We start from the raw sequence: 25,076 nt of genomic DNA on the forward strand, positions 1-25,076 counted from the left end.
GCGATACCGAACCCACATCTTGCGGAACCAAGGAGTCGTAATCCCATGAACGATCGAACCATCCGCGCCGGCGCGGGCCGTCGCGCGGCCATCGGCCTCGCGGTCGGCGCGCTGGCCCTCGTTGCGGCGCTGGCGCCCGCCGTCAGCCATGCGCAGGACACGCGTCCGGTGCGCCCGTCCCCCGAACAGTGCGAGAAGCAGTGTGATGCGCGCGCCCGCGCCATGTACAAGAGCTGCGTCGACGGAGGTACGGAAGAGGCGCGCTGCGCGGCCAGGGCGCGCGAGGCAGCGCAGAAGTGCAAGGCAGCGTGCGGCACGGAGACGAAGCCACCGCCATCGGTGATCGGCGCCTGTCAGCGTGACTGCAGCGTGAAGGCGCGCGAGGCCCACAAGTCCTGCCTCGACAATGGCGGTGACCCGGCTGCATGTTCCGAAGCGGCCCGCACGGCCCTTCGCGAGTGCACGGCGGCCTGCCCGAAGCCTGAGCCGCAGCCGAATCCGAACTGCGACCGGTTGTGCGCCCGGGCGGCGGCACACGCTGAGAAGCGTTGTCTCGATGCCGGTGGTTCTGAGGACAGCTGCAACGCCGTCGAAGCCGAGACGCTCGCACAGTGCGCTCGGCGCTGCGCGCGCGCGGACAAGCCGGTGCCTGGTACGGGCCCGCGACCGCGCTAGCTCGTCGCTCCGGCACAACCCGGCCGGCGTTGTCCGCGGTTACACATCCTCTACAACGAACAGCGGGGCACGGAACGAAATTCCGTGCCCCGCTGTTCGTTGTGGCGCCGCCGTCGGATCTGCCGCGGCTGGAAGCCGGGTGCTAGGCCCGCCGCATCGCCGTCCACCAGCCGGCCGCTGCGAGGAGGACGAGCAGGCCGGCCAGGCCGCCGAACAACGTCGCGTCCCCGCCCGGCAGCAGGTCGCCCGCGCCGGCGACGGGCATCGTCGATAGGTCAGCCGCGACCGGTGCGTCGGCGGGCTGGGCGCCCGGTGCATCGCTTTCCGTGTCGTCGGCCGGTGCCGCAGGCTGCGCGCTTGCGGGCGGAGCGGTCTGCATTTCGCCGCCGCCGACGACGACCGCGCCCGGCATGGACGCGGCGGCGACGGTCTCCGTCATCGCGCCAGTCGTCGACGTTGCCGTGACCGCTTCGGTCGCGCCCGCGGCGTCGGGATCGGACGCGGCGGGCATGGCGGACGGCAGTTCGGGCGCGGGCTTGAGCTTGGGTTGAACGGCGCCGGAGTCGCCAGCGGCCGACTCACCTGCGGCGGCCGACCCGTCAGCCGCATCGCCGTCACCGTCGACACCCGCGACATCACCGCCCGCACCGGTGCCGCAGTCGACAGCCGGGTTGAACGTGGCGTGGCGGTCGGCCGGATCGCCGACGAAGTAGACGTGCAGGCTGAGGTGCTCTTCGTCGATGCCGGGATCGGGCGGCGTGACGGCGAGCGATACGCCGCCGACGCTCGGGATCGGGTCGACGACGGTCGGGATCACGAACTCGAGCCCGGCGACGCGATCATTGGCGTCGAACAGCACGATCTCGGGCGCGTCGGCGTCGGCCTTCCCGTCCTCCACATAGTCCGGTCGGACGAAGTGCCGGCCCATTGCGCCGGTCGCGGCCGGCAGGCCGACGGAAGAGGCGGTGACGCAGACGTCCGTCGGCAGGTAGCCGGCCTGCTCGGCTTGCGCCGGCGACCAGCGGCCGTACGTCGCCACCCAGTCGGCGTATTGCGCGTCGGCCTCCGTGGTGGAGGAATCAGCGCCCGCCGTGCGCTGCGCCAGGCTGGACGAGGGCCGCGCCCACGCGAAGACGACGGCGGCCAGGATCACCGAGCCGACCCGAATCGAGCGCATACGAAGCATGACGTCACCCCCTGTTGCCGCCCCGCGCGGCGCGCGGTCCGCTCGCGTCGTCAGGGCCGTTCGCCTGACGACATCGGCGCCCGTGCACGCAGCGGGTGGGGTGATCGCAGCATCCGATCAGGCGCGTTCGTAACGCAATAGTAACCGGATCGGCGACAGTTGTCCAGTGGCGCCGCGGTCAGCGCACGGCGGTGCGCAGCGCGGCCGGGAAGTACAGCGACGGGCGCGTCGTGATCGCGGGCACGGCGTCCGGCCGGGCCTGGAACACACCGCGGTCGGTGGGTGTGTAGTTCGGAAAGACTTCGAAGACACGCGGGTTGCCGAGGCGCTTGGCCAAGAGCTCGGCCAGGATGTCGCGGTAGTCGATCGTGATCGCCAGGTCCTCGCCCTCCGCCAGCGACTCCGGCGCGAGCCCCGGCCACTGCGTGTGCACCGCCCGCTTCACGCCGCCGGAAATCGCGAACATGCAGCTGCCGTGGCCGTGATCCGTCCCGTTGCCGGCGTTCTGCGCCACCCGCCGGCCGAACTCGCTCATCGTCAGCACGGTCACGCCGGGATCGTCAAACCGCCGGCCGAGGTCCTGGTAGAACGCGAGCAGCGCCTTGTCGAGCGAGTTCAAGAGGTTGAACATCATCCCGCGCGTCGGATCGTCCCAACCCCAGATCTGGTTCGCGTGCGTGTCCCAGCCGCCGTTGTCGATGCACGCAACCTCGAGTCCGAGGTCCGCCTTGATCAACTGTGCGATCTGCTTCAGGCCCTGGCCGAGCTCGTCGTCCGGGTACTGGGCGCCGTTCTCGGGGGCGTGGCTGGCCGGGTCGGCCTTCGCCAGCAGGTCGAGGGCTTCGAATGTGGACCTCGCGTCCGACGCGAACCAGTCGCCGGCGCACCAAAGCTGTTCGAGCAGCGCCTGGAAACGCACGATGTCGGCCGTGTTGCCGCCGAGGTGCATGTCGGCGATGTTCTGCAGCGCGGCCGCCGGTACCGGCCCGCGCAGGCTCTCCGGCACGACCGGCCCGACGCCGAGCGCGCGGAACGGCGAGGTGTTCCGCTGGGCGGTGGCAGAGAGGTGCCGTCCGAGCCAGCCCGTGGTCAGACTCTGCGCGCCGAGCGCGCCGCGCTCCATTAGGCTCATCGCGTCGAAGTGGCTGCGCGAGCCGTGCGGTGCGCCGGTGGCATGCACGACGCCGAGCCGCCCGTCGTCCCAGATCCGCTTCAGCCCCGTCAGCGCCGGGTTGAGGCCGAACTGGTCGTCCAGGCCGATGACGGTCTTGCTGTCACCCGTCTTGGGCGGCTTGAAGGCAATCCGCGGGCGCTTGTCGTAGTACGCTTGCTCGTTGAACGGCACGACGGCCGACAGGCCATCCATGCCGCCGCGCTGGAAGATCACGACGAGGATGTCGCCCCGCTGCGGCGAACCGGCGCTGCGGAACGCCAGGCGCGGGAAGCCGCCCGGCAGCGCCGCGGCGCCGAACGCGCCGGCGCCGGCCAGAAGCTGACGGCGACTGATACCGGCACCGGCGCGTTCGGCGCCAGTGGACGCCATGGTGCGGTTCGAATCGGAAGGGATGTCGGGCATGTCGCTGCGCTCGTTCATGATCGTTCCCCCGGCGTATGCGTGATCCGGCGCTAGCGCCAGCTGAAGTACGGGCTGTCGAGCAGGGCGGCCACCGTCATCGGCAGTCGGGCGCGGAGCGTCGCCTCGTCAAGGGCGTCGGCGCGGCCGTTGCCGAGGAAGTCAACGAGGCGGGCGCGGTCTTCAGCCAGCAACGGTCGCGGCAGGATGCGCGTCGCCCAGTCATCGACGACGTTGACGGCCGTGCGGTCGGCGATGCGGATGACGGTCTGCTCGTACAGGTAGGGAGGCAGGTTTCGCAGCTGGCCGGCACACAATGCCTGCGCGTAGTTCCAGCGGCCGACGATGACGTGCATCCCGCTCCATGGCCGACCGGAGTCCGGGTAGCCGTCGGGGGCACGCCAGCGGAACGGCATCTGGTCCATCTGCTGCAGGTACGCCTCCGCCCGGCCGTCGTACTTCACGCCGTCGCCGCCCTCGTAGAAGTCGGGCGGCAGCTCGGCGATCAGCGCGCCCGGATCGACCTCCAGCGCGCGCAAGCAGGCCGCCCAGTGCTCGAACGGGCGGCGGATCTTGGCCGGACCGCCGTCCGCGGCGCGCGTCGCCGACCAGAAGGCCGGGGCGTTGAACAGCGTCCGGAGCATCGCGCGGATGTCGCCGTCCCGCCCGAAGGCGCCGGCCACTGCCGTGACGAGATCCTCGTCCGAGATGTCCGACACGAAACGGCGGACGAGCCGGCGGGCCACGTGCCGCGCGCACGACGGCTGGTCGACGAGGAGATCGATGACGGCCTCGCCCTCGTCGACGCCCCCCGCGGGGATCCGCGTGCCGAGGACGATCTTGTCGCCGGGCGCGTGGTCGGCGGGGCGGAACTCGAAGACGACATTCGCATTCCAGTTCCAGCCGGTGAAGCACTTGGCGACGGCCTTGACGTCGTTCTCGGTGTAGCCCCCCCCGACGCCCAGCGTGTGGAGCTCCATCAGCTCGCGGGCGTAGTTCTCGTTGGGGCCGTTCTTCGTGTTCGTCGCCGTGTTCAGATAGCGCATCATGACCGGGCTCTTGGCGCTGGCATGGACGAGGTCGCGGAATGTGCCGAGCGCGTGCTTGCGGACGACTTCGCGGTCGTCGACCGTCTTGTAACGGACGATGAACTCCTCTGGCATGAAGACGTTCAGCTGGTTCGACCAGTGGTCGACGACCACCTCGAACAGCTGGCGGCGGCTGGCGACGGCCCGGAAGAGCGTGGCCGCGGTCAACTCGCTGGACACGGGGTGGGTCGCGTCCTTGTGCGCTTTCAGCGCGGCGGGCGACAGGGCCAGCGTCGGCAACGCCGCCAGCGCGTCGTCGCAGTCGTGGTCATCGATCCGCTCCGGCGCGAGCTGCTCGTCGATCCACGCCGCCGGCCCGATCGTGCGGACCCGGGCGCGCTCGGCGGCCGTCACGCCGAATGTGGCGCGGCTGAGCAGGTGGTCTTCGGGCGACGGATCCGTGATCTGACCGCACCCGGCGGCCCAGGCACGCAGCGGCGTCGCAGCAGGCGGGTCGGCGGCGGCGAGCGCGGCGCCGGCGGCGCTCGTGGCGAGGAATCGGCGGCGGGTGAGCGGCATGGGCGGTCTCCCGGCGGGGCTGGCGACCAGCGCGGACGTGGTCGACGGACGGAGGGCCGTTGGGCGAGCCCACCCGTCCAATGGACGGCCGGGCAGCTTTCGTCACAACCCGGACGATCGCGACGTCCGTGACGGAATGTACCTCTGAACTTGCGCCCAGGCGGCAGCGAGCATAGAATCGCGCGATTGTTGCCTTTCTGAAGGGCCCGACGATGCTGCACGCCGGTGGGGCGTGCGGATGCGGATATTGAGGAGTTCGTCACCACCATGGGTCGCTATACCGGTCCGCGGAACAAGCTCTCGCGGCGCGAAGGGATGGACCTGTTCGGCAACGGCGGGGCATCTCTGGCGCGGCGCCTCGAACAGATCCCGGGAGATCACGGACGGAAGCCGCGCCGCGGGCGGCCGTCGGACTTCCAACGCCAGCTGCGCGAGAAGCAGAAGGTGAAGCGCATCTACGGCGTGCGCGAGCGGCAGTTCAGGCGCGTCTTCGAGATCGCCCGCCACGAGCCCGAAATGACGGGCGTCGCGCTGCTCAAGCTGCTCGAGCGACGCCTCGACAGCACGCTCTACCGCGCCGGGCTCGCCCGCACGCGGGCAATGGCGCGCCAGCTCATCGGCCACGGCCACGTCCTCGTCAACGGGCGCAAGGTGGACATCGCGTCGTTCGTCGTCGAGCCCGGCATGACGATCGGGATGGACACGAAGGCCCGTAAGATGACGGACGTCCAGTGGTCCATCGACTCGCCGGTCGTCATGTGCCCCGCTTGGCTGAGCCGCGACGACTTCGAGGTCCGCGTGCTCGACATGCCGGATCGACGAGACATCGACGCGCAGATCGAAGAGAACCTGATCGTCGAGTACTACTCGCGCTAAAGGTTGTTTGCGCGCGCTGGTGCGTCCGTGTCAGCCGCGCCGTCGTCCAATGGGCCAACCGGATTGCCGGTCGCATCGACCGGCTTGACCTCGTTTAGTGCGGCGTCGAGCAGCGGCAACACGAACGCTGCCGTCGCCGCGCCGAACAGGGCGCCGGTCAGCGTGCGCAGGAGCGGCGTCGATTCACGCCAGCCGACGAGTTGCGTCAGGCCGTCGAGCCCGATCGGCACAAGGGCCAGCGCATAGAACGCGCCGGGCAACGGACGAAGCCGCCCGATTCCGCGGCGTGCCATCGCGAGCCCGACGCTGGCCGCGAAGAGCGCGCTGAACGTGGCGACGTCCCGTACGCAGACCGCCACCTGGTAGCCGACGGCCGAGTCGCGCACCGGCTGATGGAACGACATGAGCGGCCGGCCGAGCGGCGCGGTGGTGAACGGCTGCAACTCCGGCCAGCTGTAGTGCGCGTGCGGCCCGAAGAGGAACCAACTGTGGTGGGGCAGCTGGTGGCACATCGGTCGATAGAGCACGTACAGCACGGACGACATCCGTTCGGCGCCCAGCCATGCCAGCACCGGCGCGGCAACGGCGCCGGCAACGTACGTCCCAACCCCGATCAGCCAAATCCCGAGCCAGTGGCGTCCGATCCAGTCGGCCACCCGGCCGATCCACGCCCCGCCCCCGGACCCGAACGCATCTCCACCGCGCATCACTTGGCGCCCGAAACCCCTGCTGCGCCGGAAGCGTTGTCGCCCTCGGTCCGCGCCGCTTCGTCCGCTGCGTCAGCGGCGACGGTGCGCCGCCGTCGCCAGATGGACCAGCCGTAGCCACCGACCAGAATGCCGGCCACGAGCCAAGCCGCCGCCACGTAGCCCATCGTCAAGCCTCCTCACCGGCAGCGGATCCCGGATCCGCGTCGAACGGCGCCGCCTGATCGCCCGCCGTGGCCGCCCGCAGCGCCAGCGCCCGCGCGACGAGCGCCGCCCTGCGCCGCCGGTGGGCGTTCGGGGCGATCTCGCCGCGCTCGGACGCCGAATCCAATCGGACGAGCGCCGCGATGACGCCGTTGTATGCCCGCGCTGCGCGCCGGCTCGGCGACCGACCACGGCGTGCGCGGCGGACGGTTGCGCCGGCCAGCAGCGCCGCAAGCACGCCGATGGCGGCAAGCACGACGGCCGCGGTTCGGACGTGCGCCTGCTGCACGACCGCCTTCGGCGCCGGGCCCAACACATCCTGCGGCGAAGCCGGCGCTTCGGCGGCCGGCGGAAGGCCCGTGATGCGGATGGTCCAGTGCTGGTCGGCTGCCAGCGGGCCGCCGACATAGCGTTGGACGGGCTGATCGCCGAACCGGTCGGGCGACGGGCCGGACAGTTGGTCGCTCTCGGCCAGCGCGCCCTCGTCGGCCAGCACCCAGCCGAGCTGCGCGGCGCCGTCGGGCATCGTACGGTCCAGCACGGCCGTCGTGCCGCGGTACGGCATGCCGTAGCTGGCGACGATCTCACGTCCGCCCGGTGGAACGGGCAGCCGGCTGGCGATGTAGCCCTCATCGCTGGCGTCCGAGCGCGACGCCACGTCCTCGCGCCCGGTCCGGTCCTCGAGGACGACGTCGCGCGCCCCGACCGGCAGCGGCAGGCGGAACGTCGGCGCACCGCCGGCCGAGACGCGGGTCCGCTGCCCGTCGTTTGCGATCTGCCAGACCTCGAAGACCGCGACCTCGCCGCGTTCCGGGTCCGCTTTGGCCAACCCCGACAGCGCGGCGATCTTAACGGGCGCGTTCGGATCCGCCGGAAAGACCTCCACGACGACATCGGCGCGGCTGGGCACGCTCGACGTCAGCGTGACGGCCGAGGTTGGGCGATACCGGACGCCGTCGAACCATGCCTCGGGCTCGTACGCGATCCCATCGCCCACGACGAGGCCAGCGACGGCAAACGCACCGTCGGACGCGAGCGGCACGGCGCCGAGGTCGACGCCGAGGCCGAGCGCATCTGCGTGGAGCGTCACCGTTGTCCCGCGCGCCGCCTCCGGCGCAGCGCCGCCTGGCAAGACGACCCGGCCTTCGATCCGGCCGCCGGAAGCGGCACCGGGCAGCGTGAGCGGGCGGCTGCCCCGGCGCCGCAGACCGGCCAGCGCGGCCTCGATGGACCGGTCGTCGAACGGCGTCGCGGCGTGGGCGCCCGCACCGTCGAACGCAGCGCGCATCGCCGCGGGCGACCGGACGGCCAGTGCGTCGACGCCCGGCGGTGCGGCGGGATCCGGGACAAGTGAGTCGGCGGCGAGCTCGCCGGCGAAGGCATCGGCGGATCCGTGGCAGCTGGCGCAGTCGTGCGTCCAGCCGGCATCCGCCGCGGCGAGGAGGAGCGGGTGCTGGTCGCCGAACGCGCGCACGGCGGCCACGACGTCCCAGCGTTCGGCGTCGCTGAGCAGGCGGCTGAACGGCGGCATGCCGCGTTCGAGCCGGCCGGTCGTCACCGTCCGCCAGAGGTCGGCGGCGGCGCTCTCGCGCATGCGCGTCCGATCCGCCAGACTGGGAGGAGGCGCCGGCAGGCGGTCGACGAGCGGCCCGTCGCCGCGGCCGGTCGGGCCGTGGCAGCCGGCACAGTGCGCATCGTACAGGACGACACCGCGCTCCGCATCGCCCTGGGGCGCGGCGCCGGAGAGCGCAACGGCCGTCGGGGACAACGTCGTTGCCGTGGTGGCGACGGTCGGCCCGACTGCACGCTCCGCCGCCGCGCGCGGTGCGCCGGCGGTCGGCTCCGCGGCCCGCACATCGCCCAAGGCGGCCACGGCTGCGAGCGCGACGCACGCGAGCGTGGCCGAGGTCGCCCCGACGACGCGCAGCGCACGGCGTCGGCACTTCGTCGGCGGTCGCCCCAGGGAAAACGACCGGGTCATGTGCCGCCGGCCGAGCGCGCGCGCAGCCGGCGGACGTCGGCCTCGATGGCCGCCGCGTCAGCTTCGGCGTCGCCGGCACGGTGGGCGGAGAGCCCGTCGAGTGCCGCCAGCACCGCGGCGCCGCGGGCGACCGCCTCGTCGCGCTGGGCACGGTGTTCGTCGGCGTCGACCCGGCCATCGTTCATGTCGTCGTCGAGGTCGCGCAGTCCGGCCAGGACGGCCTCACGCTCGACGAGGAGGCCGACGACGCGCGGGTCGTCGGCGGTGGCGGCGGGCGCGCCGTACCACAGCGGCGCGGCGACCCAGGCGAGGCCGGCGGCGAGGACGGCGAGGGCCAGCGCGAAGATAAGCCCGGCCGCGGTCAACGGACCACCCGCTGTCGCGACCGCGGAGGACGGCTGTCGGACCCGGTCGCCGGTCGGACGAGGCGCTCGATCAACGCCGCAAGGTCGGACGGCGTGAACGCTGCGGCAGCGGTCAGCGGCGCCTTCAGCCGATCGACGGGCTCCGCGCCGGGCGCCGCCAACGAGACGAGCCGTCCGTCGGGGTCGACGACGAATGTCTCCGGCACGCCCGTGACCTTGTAGGGTTCGGAGATCCGTCCGCCGAGGTCGGGACCGTTGGGATAGGTCACGCCATGCGTCGCCAGGTAGCGGCGCGCCGGGCCCTCGGTGTCGACGTAGTCCACGCCGATGAACATCACGCCCCGGTCCTTGAACCGCCGCCACAGCGCTTCGAGCTCGTCGGCCTCGTCGGCGCACGGCACGCACCACGACGCCCAGAAGTTCAGCACGACGACTTGGCCGCGCATGTCGTCCAGCGCCACGGTGCCGCCATCGAACGTGAGCAGCGTGAAGTTGGGCGCCGGCTGGCCGACCTCCGGCCCTTGCTCCGGCCGGCGCACCGCCGACGCGAACGCGGCGAACAGCAGCACGGTGAGCCCGCCGATGATCGCGATGGCCAACGCGGCGCGTCGACCGCCACCGGCGGCCGGGGCATCCACCGGGCTCGATCCGCCTGGCACCGTCACCGCGTGTCCCCTCTGTCCCGATCGGCGACCATCTGCTCGAGCGCGGCCGCATAGGGTGATTCGACCTCGCCTTCGCCCGTAGCCGTTGCCCGGATCGGCACGGCCGCCGGCCGAACGATCCGCGCCACGAGCCAAGCACCGCCGACGAGCAGCCCCATCGGCACCCACCACGCCAGCCCGAGCAGCCCCGAGATCGGCGGCGTGTTGCGGACCGCCGGTCCGTAGTAGTCGACGAAGTGCTGGATGATCGCGGCTCGGTCCGCACCGGCCGCGAGCCGGACGCGGATCTCGTCGCGCATCTCGGCGCACACGGGCAGCGGGCACTCGACGAGGTTGCGTCCCTGGCAGATCGGGCAGTTCAGCCCGCGCGCCACTGCGAGCACCTCGGCTTCGTCGACGGGGATCGCGATCGGCACGGCAGGAGCAGTCGATGCGGCTCCTGATGCCGCGCCCGTGGCCGCGTCCAGCGTCGCCGGGTCTGGGAGCGGCGCTTGCGCGCGGACGCGCACCGCACCGAGGGCGCCCGACACCGCGAACAGGGCCGCAACCGCGACGGCGCGCGCCGCGCCGGCTGTCCGGAGCTGCGCGTGCAGCCCCGTCGACCCACTGCCGGATCGCCTCACGCCGCGGTAGGCCGGGGCGATGATCGGCCGGCCAACAGGCGGGCCAGCTCGGCGTCCAGGACGCGCTGCTCGCGCCCGTCCGGCCAGGCAGCCAGCATCGTGCCGAGGGCCAGCACGAGCAGGCCAAGCCAGACGCAGCCGACGAGCGGGTTGACGTGAACCTTGACGGTGACGACGCCGGCCTCCGGATCGAAGCCGCCGAGGAGCGCATACACGTCGCCCAGCGGGCGGTGGAGAACGGACGGGATCGTCATCGGCTGCTCTTCGCGGTTGCGGAAGAGCTGCCGGCTGGGGGCGACGGTGCCGACCGACCGGTCGCCCTGCAGGACGGTGAACCGGGCGCGGTCGATCTGGCGGTCCGGCTCGCTTGACTGCTCGAAGCCGTCGAAGCGCAGCGCATACGCGCCGCTCGTGAGCACATCGCCCTCGCGCAGCGCGCCCTCCGCCTCGGTCTTGTAGGCGTTGCCCGTGATCCCGACCGCCAGGACGACGACACCCAGATGGACGATGTAGCCGCCGTAGCGCCGGCGGTTGCGGGCGACGAGGCGGACGAACGCGGTGCCGACGTTCTCGCCAAGGCGCCGGCGCGCGCGAACGCCGCGCGCGATCTCCACCAGCGTCGCCGCGCCGGCGAACGCCGACACCGCGAAGCCCGCCAGCGCCGTCGGCTGCCGCACCCCTCCGGCGACGAGCGCCGCGACGAGGGCGAGCGACAGGAAGGCAGGGCGGGCGAGCAGACGTCCGACGCTTCGCGGATCCGCGCGCCGCCACGCGACGAGCGGGCCGATGCCCATGAGGAGCACGGCGGCGCCGAGGATCGGCAGGACGAGACGGTTGAAGTAGGCCGGGCCGATCGTCACCTTCTGGCCGGTGACCCATTCGCTGATGATCGGGAACGTCGTCCCCCAGAAGACCGCGAACAAGGCGCCCATGAACAGGAGGTTGTTGCCGAGGAACGCCGCCTCGCGGCTGACGACGGACTCGACGCGCACCGTGGAGCGCAGGAGCGGCAGCCGCCACACGAGCAGCGCCAGACTGCCGGCGACGACGAGGATCGTGAACGCCAGGAAGGAGTCGCCGATATCGCTTTGCGCGAAGGCGTGCACGCTGGCCACGAGGCCGGCGCGGGTGAGGAACGTGCCGATCAGGGAGAGGCAGAACGTCAGCAGGACGAGGGCGACGTTCCAGGTGCGGAACAGGCCGCGACGTTCCTCGGCCATGATCGAGTGCAGGAAGGCCGTCGCCGTCAGCCACGGCAGGAGGCCGGCGTTCTCGACCGGGTCCCAGCCCCAGTAGCCGCCCCAGCCGAGGACGTCGTATGCCCAGCGGCCGCCGAGGGCCAGGCCGATCGTCAGGCACAGCCAGGCGACGAGCAGCCAGCGCCGCGAGGCCGACAGCCACGACGCGTCGAGGCGGCGCGTGATCAACGCCGCCACGGCGAACGCGTACGGGACGGCGAGCCCGGTGAAGCCGAGGTAGAGCATGGGCGGGTGGAAGGCCATGCCCGGGTGCTGCAGGAGCGCGTTCAGGCCGTTGCCATCGGCCGGGAGGACATCGAGCCGTGCAAACGGGTTGGCCTGGAACACGACGAGGCCGAGGAAGAAGGACATGATCACGGCGCCGACGGCAGCGAACCACGGCAGCAGGCCGACGTCGGCGCGCCACGGCCGCGCGAGGGCGATGGACAGGAACACGCCGAGCAGCCAGCTCCAGAACAGGAGCGACCCCTCCTGGCCGCCCCAAAGCGCCGTCATCAGGTAGAGGCCGGGCGTCGTGAGGCTCGACGTCTTCCAGACGTAGGCGATGCTGAAGTCGTGGCGGTAGAGGCTGATCTCGAGGACGGCGACGGCCGCCGTGCTGAGGCCGGCCGACAGCCAAAGCGCCCGCCGACCGCTCTGGACGAGCCCCGGTGCGCCGCGCCGTGCACCGATGGCCGACGCAACCGCCGCGTAGACGGCCGCCCCGAACGCGGCCGCGATGCAGCCGTAACCGAGCTCAGCCATCCAACGCGCCGTCCGCGTCGCCGGCCGGCGCAGTCGCGCCCGGCGGCACCGCTTCGTACTTGGACGGGCACTGAACGAACAGCTCGTCGGCGACGAAGGCGCCGTCCGCGCCGAGCGTGCCGCCGACGGTCACGGACTCCGCCCGGTCGAACGTGTCGGGCACGAGGCCCTGGTAGGTCACGCTGAGATTGCGATCCTCGTCCGTGAGGACGAACGCCAGCTGCAGCCCGTTGTCGCCGCGCCGCACGGAAGCGGCGTCCACGTAGCCGCGCACGCGCATCCGCTCGCCGGCCGATGCCGCAAGCGCGGACGGTCTCGCCTCGGCGGGCGATCCGGGCGCGACGGCGTCCCAGAGCTCGGCCACGGTGTAGTACGCCTCGGCCTGTCGGCTGAAGGTGACGATGCTGATCACGGCGACCGCGCCGATGATCAGCCCGGCTCCCAGGACATAGCGCAAGCGCATCGCTCGTTCCTCCGCTGCAAGGTCACAGGCTCGGCCGCATGGCGGTCGATGCCCGGTTGTCACGACTTCGGCGCGGGCCTGACCGGTTCGGGACGAATCGGCACCGGACGGGTCGGAACCGCGACGATGGGCACTGCTCAGTCGGGCACAGTGTAGGCACCGGCCAAAGGGCGGTCAATGGCACGCGGGGTCCGTCCGCGGCGGCGCACGTCAGCACCGGATCGGCAAGCACGCCGATGCGATGCGCTTGGCACCGCTTCGACACGGGATCGGAACCCGAAGCCGCCCGCCATCGACCTCACGGCCCGCCCGGCGACACCCGCCGGGCTGTGCGTCCGATGAACGCGACGTCAAGCGTCGGCACGAGCGGATCGTTCGTGGCCAGGGTGACGCTGTGGCGGTAGGCGCCGTGCGCGGCCAACGCATCGTCCTCGCGTACCGGCGGGAGCACGACGGCAAGCCGCATGGATCCGCCGGGCGGGACGACACCGCCCTCGAGGGTGGCCGTACCGGCCGCCGGTCCCTCCACGGCCAGCGTGAGCGGCACCGCGCCGAGGTTGCGGATCGTTGCGAACGCGGTGCCCGGCGCAGCGCCGTCGATCGGGCCGAGGTCGACGACCCGACCGCCGCGCCCCCAGCGCGCGCCCTCGTCGAGCCAGATGCGCGGGACGTTGGGCGGAATCGGTCGTTCGGCGTCGGCGACGGGGCGACCGGGCGCGTCGGGCGACCGGAGGACGAACACGATGCGCAGCCGGCGCTCGCCGCTGTCCGGATCGCCGTCGTCCATGCGCGGTGCGGAACGGTCGTCGCTGAAGAGCTGGACGTACAGGGCCTGGGCACCGATGTCCACCGGACCGGTCTCGCCCGGTGCGCGCACGAAGTCCGGGTCGAAGCGGAGCGTCACGGCTTGCTGGTCGCCGGCCGGGATCGCCACGCCGCCGCGCAGCCGACCGGCGGCGTCCTGGGGAGAACCGGGAACGTCGAGCGCGACGGCCGCGGAGGGCGTGTGGATCTGGGCGAGGTGGAGCGGCGCGTCGCCGGCGTTGGCGAGGACGAGCGGGACGGTGACCGGCTGGCCGGCGACGACCTCGCCGAGGTCGATCGTGCCGTTCGTGGCGCCCCCGGCCAGCGCCAGCCGTGGGCCGCCGACGCTGTCCGTCACGGCGTCGAGCGCGGTGATCGCATAGCGTGGGTCGGTGGTGTTCGGGTCGGGCAGCGCGGCCAGGACCTCGTGGGGCAGGCCGCCTTCGAGCCCGGCCGGGGTGAAGCGCCGGCTCAGGCCGACGCGCGTCGGGGCCGGCGTCGGAACGGGACTGAAGTACCGGAACGAGTGGGGCAGCGGCGTCGGCAGCGGTGCCGCCTGGCCGTCGTCGTCCCGCGCGCGGGACGTCAACCACCAACCGGCGCCGATCGCAACGATGAGTGCGGTCAGGACGACCCCGGCCTCGGCGGCGCGGCGGGCGATGGCCAACGGCTCAGCGATCCGTCCGGCTCAGCGGAGCGGCGACAACGCCAGGCGGTCGCCCAGCGTTCGGGCGGCGCTGATCGGCGTGTCGAGGATCTGATCGAGGTACTCGTTCAATTCGGGCCGATTGTGAATCGTGCCGCGGACCGCCTTGACGACGATGCCGTTGGCGTCCACGAAGAACGTCGTCGGCAGCGCCTTGACGCGGTAGATGGACGACGTCGTGCCGACGCCGTCGATGACCATCGGGTAGCTGATCTTGAAGCTCTGCATGAACGGCGTCACGAGCTCCGGCGTCTCCTGCGAGTTCACGCCGAGGACGACGAGTTCGGCCTTGTTCTTCTCGTACGCGTTCACGAAGAGCGGGATCTCGGCGCGGCACGGGGCGCACCACGTGGCCCAGAAGTTCAGCATGACCGCCTGGCCCTTGAAGTCGGACAACTTGTGGAGCGTGCCGTCCGGCCCGGGAAGCTCGAACTCCGGCGCCGGCTGCCCTTCGCGCACCGGGGCGATGATCTGCCCGTCGATGTGCAGCTTGACGTCGGCCTTGGCGATGAGGGATTGCGCCACCGGGTCAACCGGATCCTGCGCCGGGCCGTGCTCGGCGGTCCACTGCTGGAGCACGTTCTGCGCCTCGGGGCTGGCCAGGTAGCGCTCGACAAGGGCCTGCTGGCGCGCCCAGCGGTTCAGGTCGGCTTCGGTCAAGCCGAACGGGCTGCCGAGGATGGCCTGGCGCACCGTGCCCGCCGGGAGTCCGAAGCGCTGATCGGCCGTCACGACGATCGCAGCGACGGCGGCGTCGTCGACCACGATGTTCGCCTTCGTGGCCGCGTCGACGACGAGCCAGCGGTCGATCAGCCGGTCGGTCAAGTCGCGCCGGAAGCCCGCCTCGGCGGAGGGCGAGGCGTCGAGCACCTTGCCGGAGAGCTTGAGCTGCAAGTCCTTCTGGACGGCGAACTCGATGTCGACGTCGCGCGTCGTCAGCGGCACGCCGTTCACTTCGGCCGCCACGTCGCCCCCGGTCGGTGCCGGCCCGCCGAGCGCACCGCCGTTCGCCCGCCAGTAGCTCACGCCGATGCCGCCGCCGAGCGCCGCCGCGACGAGCGCGGTCCAGGCGAGGATCATGCCAAGGCGGGGCCGGCGCGTGCCGGCCGCCGCTGTCGTTTCGTTCGTACGTGCCATCTGAACCTCCCGCCCATACACGTCGGGCGATTGCGATCCCGCCGCCAATCGGACTTGTGGGGCCGCGGGCGCGCGCGGTCGGGCGCGGTCGGGCGCCCGCTGAGCCGTCCCTGCGCTGCGCCGACGCCGCGCTTACTTGGCCGCTTCCGCCGTCGCCTTCTTCGCGTCGTCGGACGGCGTCACGAGCTGGCCGGCCGGCAACGGGCGGACGACGATCCGGAAGCGCGTCTCGTGCGTGAGCTCCGGCGCGGCGTCGTCGAAGACGGCCTTCGTCGGATCGTTCGAGAAGATCTGGATGAACTTGGCCAGCGCGACCGGCCCCTCCTGCGAAAGGCGCGCGTCGAACTCGACGGTGAACGGGATCTCTTGCCAAGGCTTCAAGGTGAGCGGCGAGGGCAGGTTGCCCGCCCCGTCGATCGGGATGTCGCCGATCTTCGTCGTCGTGCAGCCGCAGCCGGTGTAGACCCGGCTGATGATGAGGTCCGCGTCGCCGACGTTCTTCACGACGAAGTCGCGTGACACCTTGGTGTTCTTGTCGACGTCGCCGAAGTTGTAGCTCCACAGCTTGTTCAGGTCCTTCACCGCCAGCTTCGGCCCGCCCGGGACCGGCTCGGTGTAGTCCTCGACCTTGTACGGGCGGTACGGCTCGGCCAGGTTGGGGTCCTCGATGCTCTCGGCGAGGACGTCGGGGGTCCACTTCTCCGCGTTCTCACGCGCCTTTGGCGAGATCTCGTCGATCGGGAGGTCGACCGAATTCCCCTCGCCCAACAGGTCGACCGCATCCTGAACCTCTTGCGGCGCGCCCGCCAGGTCGCCCGTGGTCGGGGTGGTCTGCTCGACGATCGTTTCGACGATCTGCACCGAGGTCGGCAGTCCGAGGGCGACGGCCTGAGCACGCGCCGCCGCGTCGCCGACGCCCAACGGCAATCCCGTCGCTTGCGGTGCGACGCCGCCCGTCGCGGACGTCACGGCCTGCGAACCGCCGCGGCGGTTCGCCAGCATGCCGGCAGCGAGAGCGACGCCGAAGACGGCGACGACCGCAACGCCGATGAGAAGGCGGCGGTCGAGGGTGACGACGACTTCCTTCTCGTCCTCAGGGCCGCCGTATGCGGCGCGGGATCGGTTTCGGTTCTGGGACATGGGAGGGGATCCTTTGACTCGAGGGCGCGGAGGGCGGGATTGCCGCTGCGGGGGGGGGCGCTTGGGCGGCAGATGGGCGGGTATGTCGGCGCGCCGCTGGATGCGAGCGCGTGCAGCCGGGCGATCGAGGTGCCGCCGGCCCGCAGATCGCGCTGCGGCCGGCGGCACCTCGATGGAGGTGTGCGCTATTGCGCGGCGACGTCGGCCTGGATCGTGAACTCCACGAGCGGCGTCTTGGGGTCGTTGGACTTGATGCGGACCTGCTTCTGGACGAACTTGCCCTGCTCGGAGTTCACGCGCGGGTCGTAGCTCACCCGGACCTGCGACGTCTCGCCCGGCGCGAGCTCCTTCTTGCCGACGTGGGCGGCCGTGCAGCCGCAGCTGGCCGAGGCGTCCTCGATCACGAGGAGCGCGGTGCCGATGTTGCGGATCGTGAAGTCCTTCTCGGTGGCCTTGTCACCGGGAATCGTGCCCATGTCGACGGTCCAGGCCGTCTCCGACGGCTCGTCGATCCAGATGCGCGGCTCGCTCGCGCCGACCGGGGCTTCCTCGACGGACACCGGCTGGACGGCGGTCTGCGCGGCCGGGTTCACGGCGGCGGCGGCCAGCGGATCGGCCGTCGGCACTGCGCCCTGACTGACCGGATCGACGACCTGGCCGACCGGCGGCGGCGAGTTGAGGTCCGTCGCCTGCTGTGCCGTCGGCTTGCCGCCGATCGCACCGCCGAGGTACATGCCGATGGCGAAGATGCCCGCCACGGCCAGGATGGCCACCAGGCCGTAGAAGACCCGCGAGTCGATCTTCACGGTCACGTTGTTGTTGCTCATGCGGACGTTCTCCTTGGATGACAATGGGTGCGGAAGGTGCGAATCGGATGGGAGCCCGAGGCCTCCACGGCACGGGCGATCGGTCGATAGCCGGCCGGACGTCCCGGCGCGGCTAGGGAACCCACTGGAACCAGCGGACCGGCGTGTCGATCGACACCGGCTTGCCTCCGCCGTTCGGTATGACGAGCAGTCGCTGGGAGCGATCCAAGTACGTGAAGCCGATGAAGGCGTACGCCCGGCCGTCCGGCGACGGTGCGGCCTCGTTCAGGTAGAACGCCTTCGTCAGGTCGGTCAGCTGGACGGGCGGCGTTCGCCCGTCGATCGGCACGGCGTACAGGTTTTCGATGTCGTCACCGGCCGCCGGCAGTGCGCCGACGACGCCAACGCGGTCCTTGAGGCCGTAGTCCTTGCCGACGCGCGAGAACACCACGGTCTTCCCGTCGCGCGACCACGTCACCTTGAAGTTCGGGCCCGGGACGGGCGGCGAGGTCTGCATGAGCGGCAGCTTCTCCGTCAACGCCCGCTGCCCCTTGCCGTCGCGGCCGATGACGTTCATCCGCCAGCCGGTGCCGTCCATCGGCAGGCCCTCGCCGAACAGGATCGACTTCCCGTCCGGCGACCACTGCGGGAAGAACGCGTTCCGCTCGACCAGGCGCGTCACCTTGCCGGCCCGGTCGACGATGAAGACGCCGCCGGCATCCGCCTGCCCGGCCACCCAGACCTCGGCGGCCCCGTGGAACGCCCAGGCGTTGGCGGCCTCGGACCACGTCAGGCCGTTCAGCGCGCCGTCGTAGACCTGCGCGACCTTCTTGGTGGCCAGCCCGTACGTCCAGATCCCGCGCGTCACGAGCTCGGTCCGCGGGGCGAAGTACACCGTGCCCGCGTCCGCCCAGCCGAGCGTCTCGGCGAACGTCACCTGCTTGTCCGCCGGAACGCGCTCCGCGGCCCGGATCGGCGCCGTGTCGACGACGGACGCCGCGCCGCCGGCAGCTGGCTGGACGACGAGCGCAAGCGTTTGGTTGGCGGTGTCCAGCGACTGCCAGAGCAAGTGCTTGCTGTCGGGGGACCACAGCGGGTTGATCTCGCGGCTCACGTCGTTCGTCAGCTGGCGCGCCTTGCCGTCGATGCCGGCCACCCAGAGGTCGTGTTGACCGGTTTCGCCGGACAGGAAGGCCACCTGCTTGCCGTCCGGCGACCAGACGATGGGCACCTCACCGGCGCGCAGCCCATAGATATCGATCCGCATGTCCTCGAGCTCGCCCTCGGCCATCGTGCCCTGCGCCTCAGCATACGGACTCAGCTGGCCTTCGGCCACGCCGCGAACCACCGTCGGCTGCCCGTCGATGACGAGATCGACCGGGGTGGCGGAGGCATTGAAGATCCGCACGCGCGCCTTGCCGGCGCCGGGTCGCGTGCCGGACTCGTACGTGACGCCGTGAACCTTGATCGCGTTCTTTTCGCCGTACACGAACAGCGTCTTGACCTCGCGGTCCGCCACGGTGAGGTCGTCGAACGTCGCCAGCGACCCGCCGCTCTGGGCGCGCACCTCGAGCTTCAGCGGGCCGGGCGCGGCGAACGCGTTCTCGCCGCTCGCCCGGCCGTAGGCCGCGCGGTTCAGCGGATCGCCGTTCACGACCGGCAGCAGGACGGTGTCGGCCAAACCGCGCGCGGCGTGCACGATTCGGACCCGCGCCTCGCCATGCTTGTGGTAGTCGTTGTTGTCCACCAGCACGCCGATGGGCGACGCGCCGCCGGGCGACAGGACGAGCGTGTAGTCGCTGCCCGGCCGGAGCTTCACGTCTTGCTCGAACCCGCCGATCGTAACCTTGTGGACCTCGTTGGGCAGCGTGTTCGCGTGCGCCTGGCGACCGTTCTTGCCGTCCGTGTCCATGATCCACAGCCCGGCCTCGTTGCCGGCCAGGAAGGCGACCCGCTTGCCGTCGTCGGACGGCCAGGCGCGGCCCGGGTCATCCGGCGGCGACCAGACCGACGGCATCGAGCTGTTCTCGAGCGCCAGCTTGCGGGTGTTGCTGCCATCGGCGGCGGCCTGGTAGAAGTCCCCGCCGCGCACGAAGAGCAACGACCCGCCGATCGATGGCGCCTTGGGCTGGGGCGTGAACGTGGCCAGCGGCGGCATCCCGGAGACGAGCTCGTCCACGTTGGCGATCTGGCTCTTGGCCTCCGCGGTCTGGCGAACCGTCCTTGCCTGCTCCTCGGCGCTCTCCGGCGACTGCCCGCCCGGCTGCGCGGCGTTCGCACCGTCGACGATCAGCTCATCGACGCCCGGCGTCGGCATCGGTGGCAGGGGCACGCCCTCATTGCTCTCGGCCACGAGCGTTGCCGCGTAGTCGTCGGGGCTGGGCGGCGCCGATGCGCCGGTGGTGGCCAGCGCGGCCGTGTCGGACGGCACGGTGTCCGTGACGGCGATACCGGCCGCCGCGGTCGGCGCCGCAGCGTCGTCGGCCGGCACGGTACCGAGGGCCACTGCGGTCAGCGTTCCCAACGGACCGCTCCGACCGTCATCGACCGGTGCGCCGCCATTGCCGCAACCGGCGATTGCAGGCGTGGCCGCCAGCGCCAGCACGGCAATCGTGCCCAACCGGATCGCGCCGCGACGCGACGCCAAGAACGAACCAAGTGTCATGATCACGCGTTGTGCCTTCCCAACTCTTACCCGACGTAAGACCAATTGTCCGACGGGTGTGCGGATGCTGTCAAGACGCCGCGCAGCGAGCGGCGCGGCAGGACTCGGCGCCGGTGCGCCGCGCCTTATCGCTTCGCCGCCCCTTGCGCGACGAGGCCGGGATCGAACGCCAGCGCCGGGGCGCAGGCGGACTCGACGGTGGGCGTTTGGCGGGCGGCCGCCGCGCCGAAGCTGAAGCCGAACAGTCCGGCGACGAGCGCCGCGCTGACGATCCAGTCCATTGGCGACGGCAAGGTCCGCGGCGAGCGCGTCGGCTCGATGAGCTGCTGCAAGCGTGCCTCGGTCGGCGAAAGCGCGCCAATCGCCAGCACGCCGGCCGGCCAGACCGGTCGATCCGCGCCGAGGAGCTTGACGAGGGCGCGGGCCAGCGAGAGGTCGTTGGGATCCGTGTTCGCGTCCGCGTCGGCGCAGAGCTCCTTGCCGGCCAGGAAGCCGTTGCGGAGCAGCCCGGCCAGCGGCAGGAAGAAGAGCCCGCTGGCCAGCGTGCGGCCGACGAGGATCTTCAGCGGATCGTGGAACCGGACGTGATGGCGCTCGTGGCGCAGCACGGCCGCCAACTCCGCGGGGGCGAGAAGCTGCGCGAGGCCGGTCGTCACACAGACGCGCGGCCGGATCAAGCCATGGCAGAACGTGAAGGCGTGCGGGTCGGCGACGAGGTCGATCCGACCGGCCAGCCCGACACCCTCGGCCAGCGTCGCGATCGATGGCGTCAACCCGATGCGCGCCCCGAGCACCTTGCCGAGCATGCGCCGCGTGACGACAAGCTGATGCGCCAACGCCAGCACCGCGGCGATGGCGGCGGCAGCGAGGACACCGGACGGCAGCAGCACCCCGACGGTCGACAGGCGGGCGACGGCGGTCGAGAACCAGGTCTCGCACGCGACGAACGGATCGACGGACCAGCTGTAGCGGGCGACGAACGCCAGCAGGCCGGCGCTGAGCGCCAGCGTCACGGCGAGGAGGATGACGAGCGGCAGGTCGGCGGTCAGGCGGCGAAGGCGCATCACCGGACCTCCTCGACGTCGCCGCGCTCCACGGCATCGTCGACCGATTCGCCAACGCCGTCAGCGGCCGCCGCGTCCGTGCGCGCCTGGATGAGCGCGGTCAGCTGACGCAATAGCGCCGGGTCGACGGTGTCGAGGACGTCGACGAACTGGGCCACAGCGAGTGCGCCGTACTCCTCCACCAAACCCTCGGCCACGTGCCACGAAACCCGGTTCACGAACGACGAGCGGCTCTCGGCCGCGGCGTACGTGAACGCCCGCGACGCACGGCGCCGCACGAGGACGCCTTTTTCGACGAGGCGATTCATGACCGTCATCACGGTCTTGTAGTTCGCGCCGTCACCGAGCCGCCCGCAGACGTCGGCCACGGTGCAGGCCTGCAGGTCCCAAACCGCCGCCATGACCTCCGCCTCGAGCTCGCCGAAGACACGGGCGAGGCCGCGGCGGTCGAGCTTGAAGGCGGGCAGTCGATCCGTTCGATCGGGGCACGTCATGGGGCCGGGTCCTTGCGGATGGCGCTGCGCCAGGCGGCGGGGCGCGGGATGGTCTCTTGCGGGAACGCTCTGGCGGGAACTCTTACGGGTCGTAAGCTGTGACGGGAATTGTAACGCTTCCACCGAGCCCGCGATACCGGGTGCGGCTGAGCGGTGGATGAGAGTTTCACGCTTTGCCTCTGGACGCCGACCGCTGCGCATGCTATCCTGCACTGGTAATCTTCTCGTTAAGGCGGCCAAGGAGAAAGAACGATGACGACCTCCAGCCGGCGGCCGCAGTCCCCGTTCAGCCGGCGCTCGCCGTCCAGCACCCGAACCACGCCCACGCCAAGCGTGTCGCCCGCTCGACACGCGGTCATCCTGTCGATGCGCCTTGCCGCGATCACCGCCATCCTCGCCGCCGCGGCGGCGTGCCGCCCCGCGCCCGGCGCGGACAATGACGCGATCGGTCCGGCCGTCGTCGCCGGGCAAGGTGCCGGGGCGGCCGCGCAACGAACGCCGCGCGGTCAGGGGGCGGACACCCAAGCCGCCGACCGCGCCGCTGCACCGCACGAGCCGGGCCGCGGCGTCGTCGCCGGCCGCTTGATCGACAGTGCGACCGGGTTGCCTGTCCCGGATGTCCAGGTCCAGCTCGTCGAGACCGGACGGCGGACGCTCACCGGCGCCAGCGGGACGTTCCGCTTCGACGGCGTCCCGGCCGGGGACATGACGGTGGCATTCGGCCCGAGCGACACGCACGTGATCGCCAGCCGTTCCGCGAACGTCGGCGAGGCCGGCTTCGACTTCGGCCTCGTGCCGCTCTTGGCGGCGGATGCGCCGACCTACATCGTACCCGAGCTCGGCGGTGTGGCGCCCGGATGCGGCCGCACCGAGGCGGCGGTCCCGGCCGGTGCGCTCGACGCCCCGGCGGCCCTGCGCGTGACGTGCCTGCCCGACGAAAAGGCGTTCCCGGTGCCGGCGCCGCCGGGCCGACTGCCCCTGGCGGTCGTGGATCTCGCGCCGGGCGATCGCGTGCTGTCCGTGCCCGTGACCATCACGCTGGCGCTGCCGACGCAACCGCGCTTTGCGGCCGGCGTGGCGCTCGAACTCCTCCAGCTCGATGTCCGCCGCCTGAAGTGGGATCCCGTCGGGGTCGCGACCGTCGATGCCGGCGGCGAGACCGCCAGCGGCAGCGTTGGCGCACTGGCGCCGGTCATGGTCGTCGCCCCGCCGTTCGGTTCCGCCGGCGCGGCCGGCGACACGCCGCCGACGGTCGCCCGCTACAACGTGGCGGCCGCGCCCGACGGCGTGCCGTCGGACATCTTCGATGGCCGCACGATCCTGGTGTATGCCGGCTTCGACTATGCGGGCATGGCGAACACGACGGTCCGCGTGAAGACGACGGACGCGCGCGGCGCGACGCTGTTCGAGAGCGCACGACCGTATACGGACGCCGGGCGCGACAACGTCCCGATGATCGCCCAGGGCGGCGAGCCGTGGCCGATCGGCGACTATCGGACGACGTGGTCGATCGGCGAGCCGCCCGTCGCGGTGGGCAAGGCCGTGGCGTGGTCCGTCACCGAACGGCCGACACCCGGTCCGACGGCGATCGCGCTGGTCATTGCACCCGCACTGGCGCGCGAGGGCGTGTCGTTCGAGGCGCCGTACGGCTCGGACGGCCTGCCGCCTCGCGCGGTCCCGGTCGGCGCCGCCGACTGCGGTCGGCCGCCGGGGTGGGTCGAGTACACCGTGCAACCCGGCGACACGCTCTCGCTCCTGGCGCAGCGGAGCACCGTCGACGTCGCCACGCTCATGCGCGCGAACTGCCTCGCATCAGACGCGATCTTCGCCGGTCGGTTGCTGTATCTGGCGCGCTTCCCGAGCAAGCCGTACACCCAGGGCGCATGGCCGCCGCCCTACCCCGTCAAGCCGGGGAGCGGCTGGCCGGAGCCGCTGCCGACCCGGACCGTCCCGTCCGGCGGCGGCGTGCCGATGTGGCCAACGAAGGGTCCCGGGTTGCCGCCGACCCTCGCGCCGCTGCCCTATCCGACGACGTGGTACACCCCGCCGCCGCCGCAGTACGAACCGACGCCGGGTGGCCCCGCGCAACCCGTGCCCGGTGTCGGCGCAAGCGGCGGCGGCGCCTCCGGCGGACCGGGCATCGGTGGGCGGCAGCCCGAGCCGCAGCCCTTCGTCCCGCCGTCCGCGCCGACGCGGATCCCACCCAAGGATCCGTCGCCGGCCGAGCCGACACTGGCCCCACGGCCGAACCCATGATCGTGCTGTGCGGACTCGGGGGCCCTGGGCGGACTCAGCGCCCCGGCGCGTCCGCCAGCCGGCCGACGCACGGCATCCGCATCACCGACTCGATGCCGTGCGGCGCGTCCGCCAGTTCCGCCGTCAAGTCCTGGCCGGCCCAGTGCAGCGAGCGGTGCAGGCCGCGCGGCCAATGGCTGCTGGCGCTCACGTCGTAGACCAGGCCGCCGCACGCCACGTACGCCGGGGCCCGGTCGCCGTCATGGCGCGCAAGTTGGCCGCGCGTGAAGATGGGCAGGTCGTCGTTCAGACCGTCCATGCGTCGCCCTCGCGCGCGAGATCCACCGGGACAGTGCACGCCGCCGCAGCTGCCCGGCGCATCGCTTCGCGGTCGTCGGTAGCGAACATGTGCGTGAGCACCAGACGGCGCACGCCCGCGCGCGCCGCGAGCCGACCCGCCTCCTCCGGCGCAAGGTGTCCGAGGTCATCCTCCCGGCCGCGCCGCGTCGGGAACGTGCACTCAAGGATCAGGAGATCGGCGCCATCGGCCAGCGCCGTCACCGCGTCCGACGGCCCCCCGTCGGCACCATACACGATCGACCGGCCACGGCGGTCCGTGAAGCGCATCGCCCAGCACGGCACGTAGTGCGACGTCGGCGCAAACGTCACGGCCACGCCCGTCAGCTCGAGCACGGCCGCCGGATCGAATGTCCGGCGTTCGATGACCGGCGACCAGTAGTCCGCGATCGGACCGGTCGCCGCGTCGTCGACGAATGCCGAGCCGAGCGTGTCGAGCTGCGCGTGCATGCCCGGGGCGAGGTGGATCGGCAGCCCGGCGTCACGATGTCCGTCCGGTCCGTATCGCAGCGCCTGGCGCAGCATGACGAGTTCGAGACAGTGGTCAGGGTGGCCGTGCGAGACCAGCACGCTGTCGAGGTCGCCCAGCCGCACATGGGTGAGGAGCTGTGCGACGACGCCCGGCCCGCAGTCCACGAGGTGGCGCGCGCCGTCGGCTTCGAGGAGGTAGCCTGCGCAGGCGGCGCCGGGGTTCGGGCGCACCGCGCTGGCACCGAGCACCGTCCATCGCAAGGGAGGCG

General features: G+C 71.9%; 23 protein-coding genes. 3 read left to right on the plus strand and 20 right to left on the minus strand.

The genetic code is table 11. The annotated features are described in order from the left end of the window. The first annotated feature begins 45 nt into the window (after positions 1 to 45). Positions 46 to 675 carry a hypothetical protein gene (locus tag IPG72_08155; protein MBK6768966.1) on the plus strand — a complete coding sequence of 210 codons (630 nt, stop codon included), beginning with the start codon at positions 46 to 48 and terminating at the stop codon, positions 673 to 675. Positions 676 to 817: 142 nt separating this feature from the next. Here IPG72_08155 and IPG72_08160 read toward each other — a convergent pair whose 3' ends face one another. The 3 genes from IPG72_08160 to IPG72_08170 form a co-directional block, all read right to left on the minus strand. After that, on the minus strand, positions 818 to 1,861 hold the full coding sequence (locus IPG72_08160) for a hypothetical protein (GenBank protein ID MBK6768967.1): 1,044 nt from the start codon (positions 1,859 to 1,861) through the stop codon (positions 818 to 820). Positions 1,862 to 2,039: 178 nt separating this feature from the next. Further along, positions 2,040 to 3,455, minus strand: coding sequence for a DUF1501 domain-containing protein (locus tag IPG72_08165; GenBank protein ID MBK6768968.1), 1,416 nt, complete (start codon positions 3,453 to 3,455; stop codon positions 2,040 to 2,042). A gap of 32 nt (positions 3,456 to 3,487) precedes the next feature. After that, on the minus strand, positions 3,488 to 5,041 hold the full coding sequence (locus IPG72_08170; GenBank protein MBK6768969.1) for a DUF1800 domain-containing protein: 1,554 nt from the start codon (positions 5,039 to 5,041) through the stop codon (positions 3,488 to 3,490). 267 nt (positions 5,042 to 5,308) lie between these two features. Between IPG72_08170 and rpsD the strand changes: the two genes are divergently transcribed. Beyond that, on the plus strand, positions 5,309 to 5,917 hold the full coding sequence (rpsD, locus tag IPG72_08175) for a 30S ribosomal protein S4 (protein ID MBK6768970.1): 609 nt from the start codon (positions 5,309 to 5,311) through the stop codon (positions 5,915 to 5,917). Here rpsD and IPG72_08180 read toward each other — a convergent pair. The 15 genes from IPG72_08180 to IPG72_08250 form a co-directional block, all read right to left on the minus strand. Beyond that, complete coding sequence (locus IPG72_08180; protein MBK6768971.1) at positions 5,914 to 6,573, minus strand: DUF2085 domain-containing protein; 660 nt, start codon at positions 6,571 to 6,573, stop codon at positions 5,914 to 5,916. The genes rpsD and IPG72_08180 overlap by 4 nt on opposite strands. A 50-nt stretch (positions 6,574 to 6,623) precedes the next feature. Further along, entirely contained in the window at positions 6,624 to 6,791 is a 168-nt protein-coding gene (locus IPG72_08185) for a hypothetical protein (GenBank protein ID MBK6768972.1), read from the minus strand. A gap of 2 nt (positions 6,792 to 6,793) precedes the next feature. Beyond that, on the minus strand, positions 6,794 to 8,809 hold the full coding sequence (locus IPG72_08190; protein ID MBK6768973.1) for a cytochrome c: 2,016 nt from the start codon (positions 8,807 to 8,809) through the stop codon (positions 6,794 to 6,796). After that, positions 8,806 to 9,174: a hypothetical protein gene (locus IPG72_08195; protein ID MBK6768974.1), complete on the minus strand. Its 369-nt coding sequence runs from the start codon at positions 9,172 to 9,174 to the stop codon at positions 8,806 to 8,808. The genes IPG72_08190 and IPG72_08195 overlap by 4 nt, the downstream gene beginning before the upstream one ends. Beyond that, complete coding sequence (locus IPG72_08200; protein ID MBK6768975.1) at positions 9,171 to 9,812, minus strand: TlpA family protein disulfide reductase; 642 nt, start codon at positions 9,810 to 9,812, stop codon at positions 9,171 to 9,173. The genes IPG72_08195 and IPG72_08200 overlap by 4 nt, the downstream gene beginning before the upstream one ends. Positions 9,813 to 9,835: 23 nt before the next feature. Continuing rightward, positions 9,836 to 10,462, minus strand: coding sequence for a cytochrome c-type biogenesis protein CcmH (locus tag IPG72_08205; GenBank protein MBK6768976.1), 627 nt, complete (start codon positions 10,460 to 10,462; stop codon positions 9,836 to 9,838). Next, positions 10,459 to 12,465: a heme lyase CcmF/NrfE family subunit gene (locus IPG72_08210; GenBank protein MBK6768977.1), complete on the minus strand. Its 2,007-nt coding sequence runs from the start codon at positions 12,463 to 12,465 to the stop codon at positions 10,459 to 10,461. The genes IPG72_08205 and IPG72_08210 overlap by 4 nt, the downstream gene beginning before the upstream one ends. Next, complete coding sequence (locus tag IPG72_08215) at positions 12,458 to 12,928, minus strand: cytochrome c maturation protein CcmE (protein MBK6768978.1); 471 nt, start codon at positions 12,926 to 12,928, stop codon at positions 12,458 to 12,460. The genes IPG72_08210 and IPG72_08215 overlap by 8 nt, the downstream gene beginning before the upstream one ends. Positions 12,929 to 13,226: 298 nt before the next feature. Continuing rightward, positions 13,227 to 14,399: a hypothetical protein gene (locus IPG72_08220; GenBank protein ID MBK6768979.1), complete on the minus strand. Its 1,173-nt coding sequence runs from the start codon at positions 14,397 to 14,399 to the stop codon at positions 13,227 to 13,229. A gap of 21 nt (positions 14,400 to 14,420) precedes the next feature. Further along, on the minus strand, positions 14,421 to 15,575 hold the full coding sequence (locus tag IPG72_08225) for a redoxin domain-containing protein (GenBank protein MBK6768980.1): 1,155 nt from the start codon (positions 15,573 to 15,575) through the stop codon (positions 14,421 to 14,423). Between the two features lie 132 nt (positions 15,576 to 15,707). Then, positions 15,708 to 16,715 (minus strand): DUF1573 domain-containing protein, encoded by a 1,008-nt coding sequence (locus IPG72_08230; protein MBK6768981.1) that lies wholly within the window; start codon positions 16,713 to 16,715, stop codon positions 15,708 to 15,710. A gap of 185 nt (positions 16,716 to 16,900) precedes the next feature. Continuing rightward, the gene (locus IPG72_08235; GenBank protein ID MBK6768982.1) at positions 16,901 to 17,191 is read right to left on the minus strand and encodes a DUF1573 domain-containing protein; all 291 of its coding nucleotides are present in this window, start codon (positions 17,189 to 17,191) and stop codon (positions 16,901 to 16,903) included. 463 nt (positions 17,192 to 17,654) lie between these two features. Further along, positions 17,655 to 20,186, minus strand: a complete 2,532-nt coding sequence (locus IPG72_08240; GenBank protein MBK6768983.1) for a PD40 domain-containing protein — start codon at positions 20,184 to 20,186, stop codon at positions 17,655 to 17,657. Positions 20,187 to 20,311: 125 nt separating this feature from the next. Then, a complete protein-coding gene (locus IPG72_08245) occupies positions 20,312 to 21,250 on the minus strand; it encodes a M56 family metallopeptidase (protein MBK6768984.1) in 939 nt (312 codons plus the stop codon). After that, the gene (locus tag IPG72_08250; GenBank protein ID MBK6768985.1) at positions 21,250 to 21,744 is read right to left on the minus strand and encodes a BlaI/MecI/CopY family transcriptional regulator; all 495 of its coding nucleotides are present in this window, start codon (positions 21,742 to 21,744) and stop codon (positions 21,250 to 21,252) included. Before IPG72_08250 ends, IPG72_08245 begins: the two co-directional genes overlap by 1 nt. Before the next feature lie 252 nt (positions 21,745 to 21,996). Here IPG72_08250 and IPG72_08255 point away from each other — a divergent pair, with 252 nt between their 5' ends. Continuing rightward, positions 21,997 to 24,000 carry a LysM peptidoglycan-binding domain-containing protein gene (locus tag IPG72_08255; protein MBK6768986.1) on the plus strand — a complete coding sequence of 668 codons (2,004 nt, stop codon included), beginning with the start codon at positions 21,997 to 21,999 and terminating at the stop codon, positions 23,998 to 24,000. A 34-nt stretch (positions 24,001 to 24,034) separates the two neighbouring features. On the opposite strand, the gene IPG72_08260 is transcribed toward IPG72_08255, so the two are convergent. Beyond that, a complete protein-coding gene (locus IPG72_08260; GenBank protein MBK6768987.1) occupies positions 24,035 to 24,298 on the minus strand; it encodes a cytochrome b5 in 264 nt (87 codons plus the stop codon). Next, positions 24,286 to 25,056, minus strand: a complete 771-nt coding sequence (locus tag IPG72_08265; GenBank protein MBK6768988.1) for an MBL fold metallo-hydrolase — start codon at positions 25,054 to 25,056, stop codon at positions 24,286 to 24,288. Before IPG72_08265 ends, IPG72_08260 begins: the two co-directional genes overlap by 13 nt. Between the last annotated feature and the right edge of the window lie 20 nt (positions 25,057 to 25,076).

The organism is Candidatus Avedoeria danica, assembly GCA_016703025.1.
Classification (GTDB): Bacteria; Chloroflexota; Anaerolineae; order Epilineales; family Epilineaceae; genus Avedoeria; species Avedoeria danica.

Coding starts and splice junctions, on each gene's coding strand:
- IPG72_08210 (MBK6768977.1), bottom strand. CDS start 12,465: ATGGCTGAGCTCGGTTACGGCTGCATCGCGGCCGCGTTCGGGGCGGCC.
- IPG72_08255 (MBK6768986.1), top strand. CDS start 21,997: ATGACGACCTCCAGCCGGCGGCCGCAGTCCCCGTTCAGCCGGCGCTCG.
- IPG72_08260 (MBK6768987.1), bottom strand. CDS start 24,298: ATGGACGGTCTGAACGACGACCTGCCCATCTTCACGCGCGGCCAACTT.
- IPG72_08165 (MBK6768968.1), bottom strand. CDS start 3,455: ATGAACGAGCGCAGCGACATGCCCGACATCCCTTCCGATTCGAACCGC.
- IPG72_08235 (MBK6768982.1), bottom strand. CDS start 17,191: ATGGGCACGATTCCCGGTGACAAGGCCACCGAGAAGGACTTCACGATC.
- IPG72_08155 (MBK6768966.1), top strand. CDS start 46: ATGAACGATCGAACCATCCGCGCCGGCGCGGGCCGTCGCGCGGCCATC.
- IPG72_08250 (MBK6768985.1), bottom strand. CDS start 21,744: ATGACGTGCCCCGATCGAACGGATCGACTGCCCGCCTTCAAGCTCGAC.
- IPG72_08170 (MBK6768969.1), bottom strand. CDS start 5,041: ATGCCGCTCACCCGCCGCCGATTCCTCGCCACGAGCGCCGCCGGCGCC.
- IPG72_08215 (MBK6768978.1), bottom strand. CDS start 12,928: ATGCGCTTGCGCTATGTCCTGGGAGCCGGGCTGATCATCGGCGCGGTC.
- rpsD (MBK6768970.1), top strand. CDS start 5,309: ATGGGTCGCTATACCGGTCCGCGGAACAAGCTCTCGCGGCGCGAAGGG.
- IPG72_08160 (MBK6768967.1), bottom strand. CDS start 1,861: ATGCTTCGTATGCGCTCGATTCGGGTCGGCTCGGTGATCCTGGCCGCC.
- IPG72_08185 (MBK6768972.1), bottom strand. CDS start 6,791: ATGGGCTACGTGGCGGCGGCTTGGCTCGTGGCCGGCATTCTGGTCGGT.
- IPG72_08230 (MBK6768981.1), bottom strand. CDS start 16,715: ATGTCCCAGAACCGAAACCGATCCCGCGCCGCATACGGCGGCCCTGAG.
- IPG72_08225 (MBK6768980.1), bottom strand. CDS start 15,575: ATGGCACGTACGAACGAAACGACAGCGGCGGCCGGCACGCGCCGGCCC.
- IPG72_08240 (MBK6768983.1), bottom strand. CDS start 20,186: ATGACACTTGGTTCGTTCTTGGCGTCGCGTCGCGGCGCGATCCGGTTG.
- IPG72_08245 (MBK6768984.1), bottom strand. CDS start 21,250: ATGCGCCTTCGCCGCCTGACCGCCGACCTGCCGCTCGTCATCCTCCTC.
- IPG72_08190 (MBK6768973.1), bottom strand. CDS start 8,809: ATGACCCGGTCGTTTTCCCTGGGGCGACCGCCGACGAAGTGCCGACGC.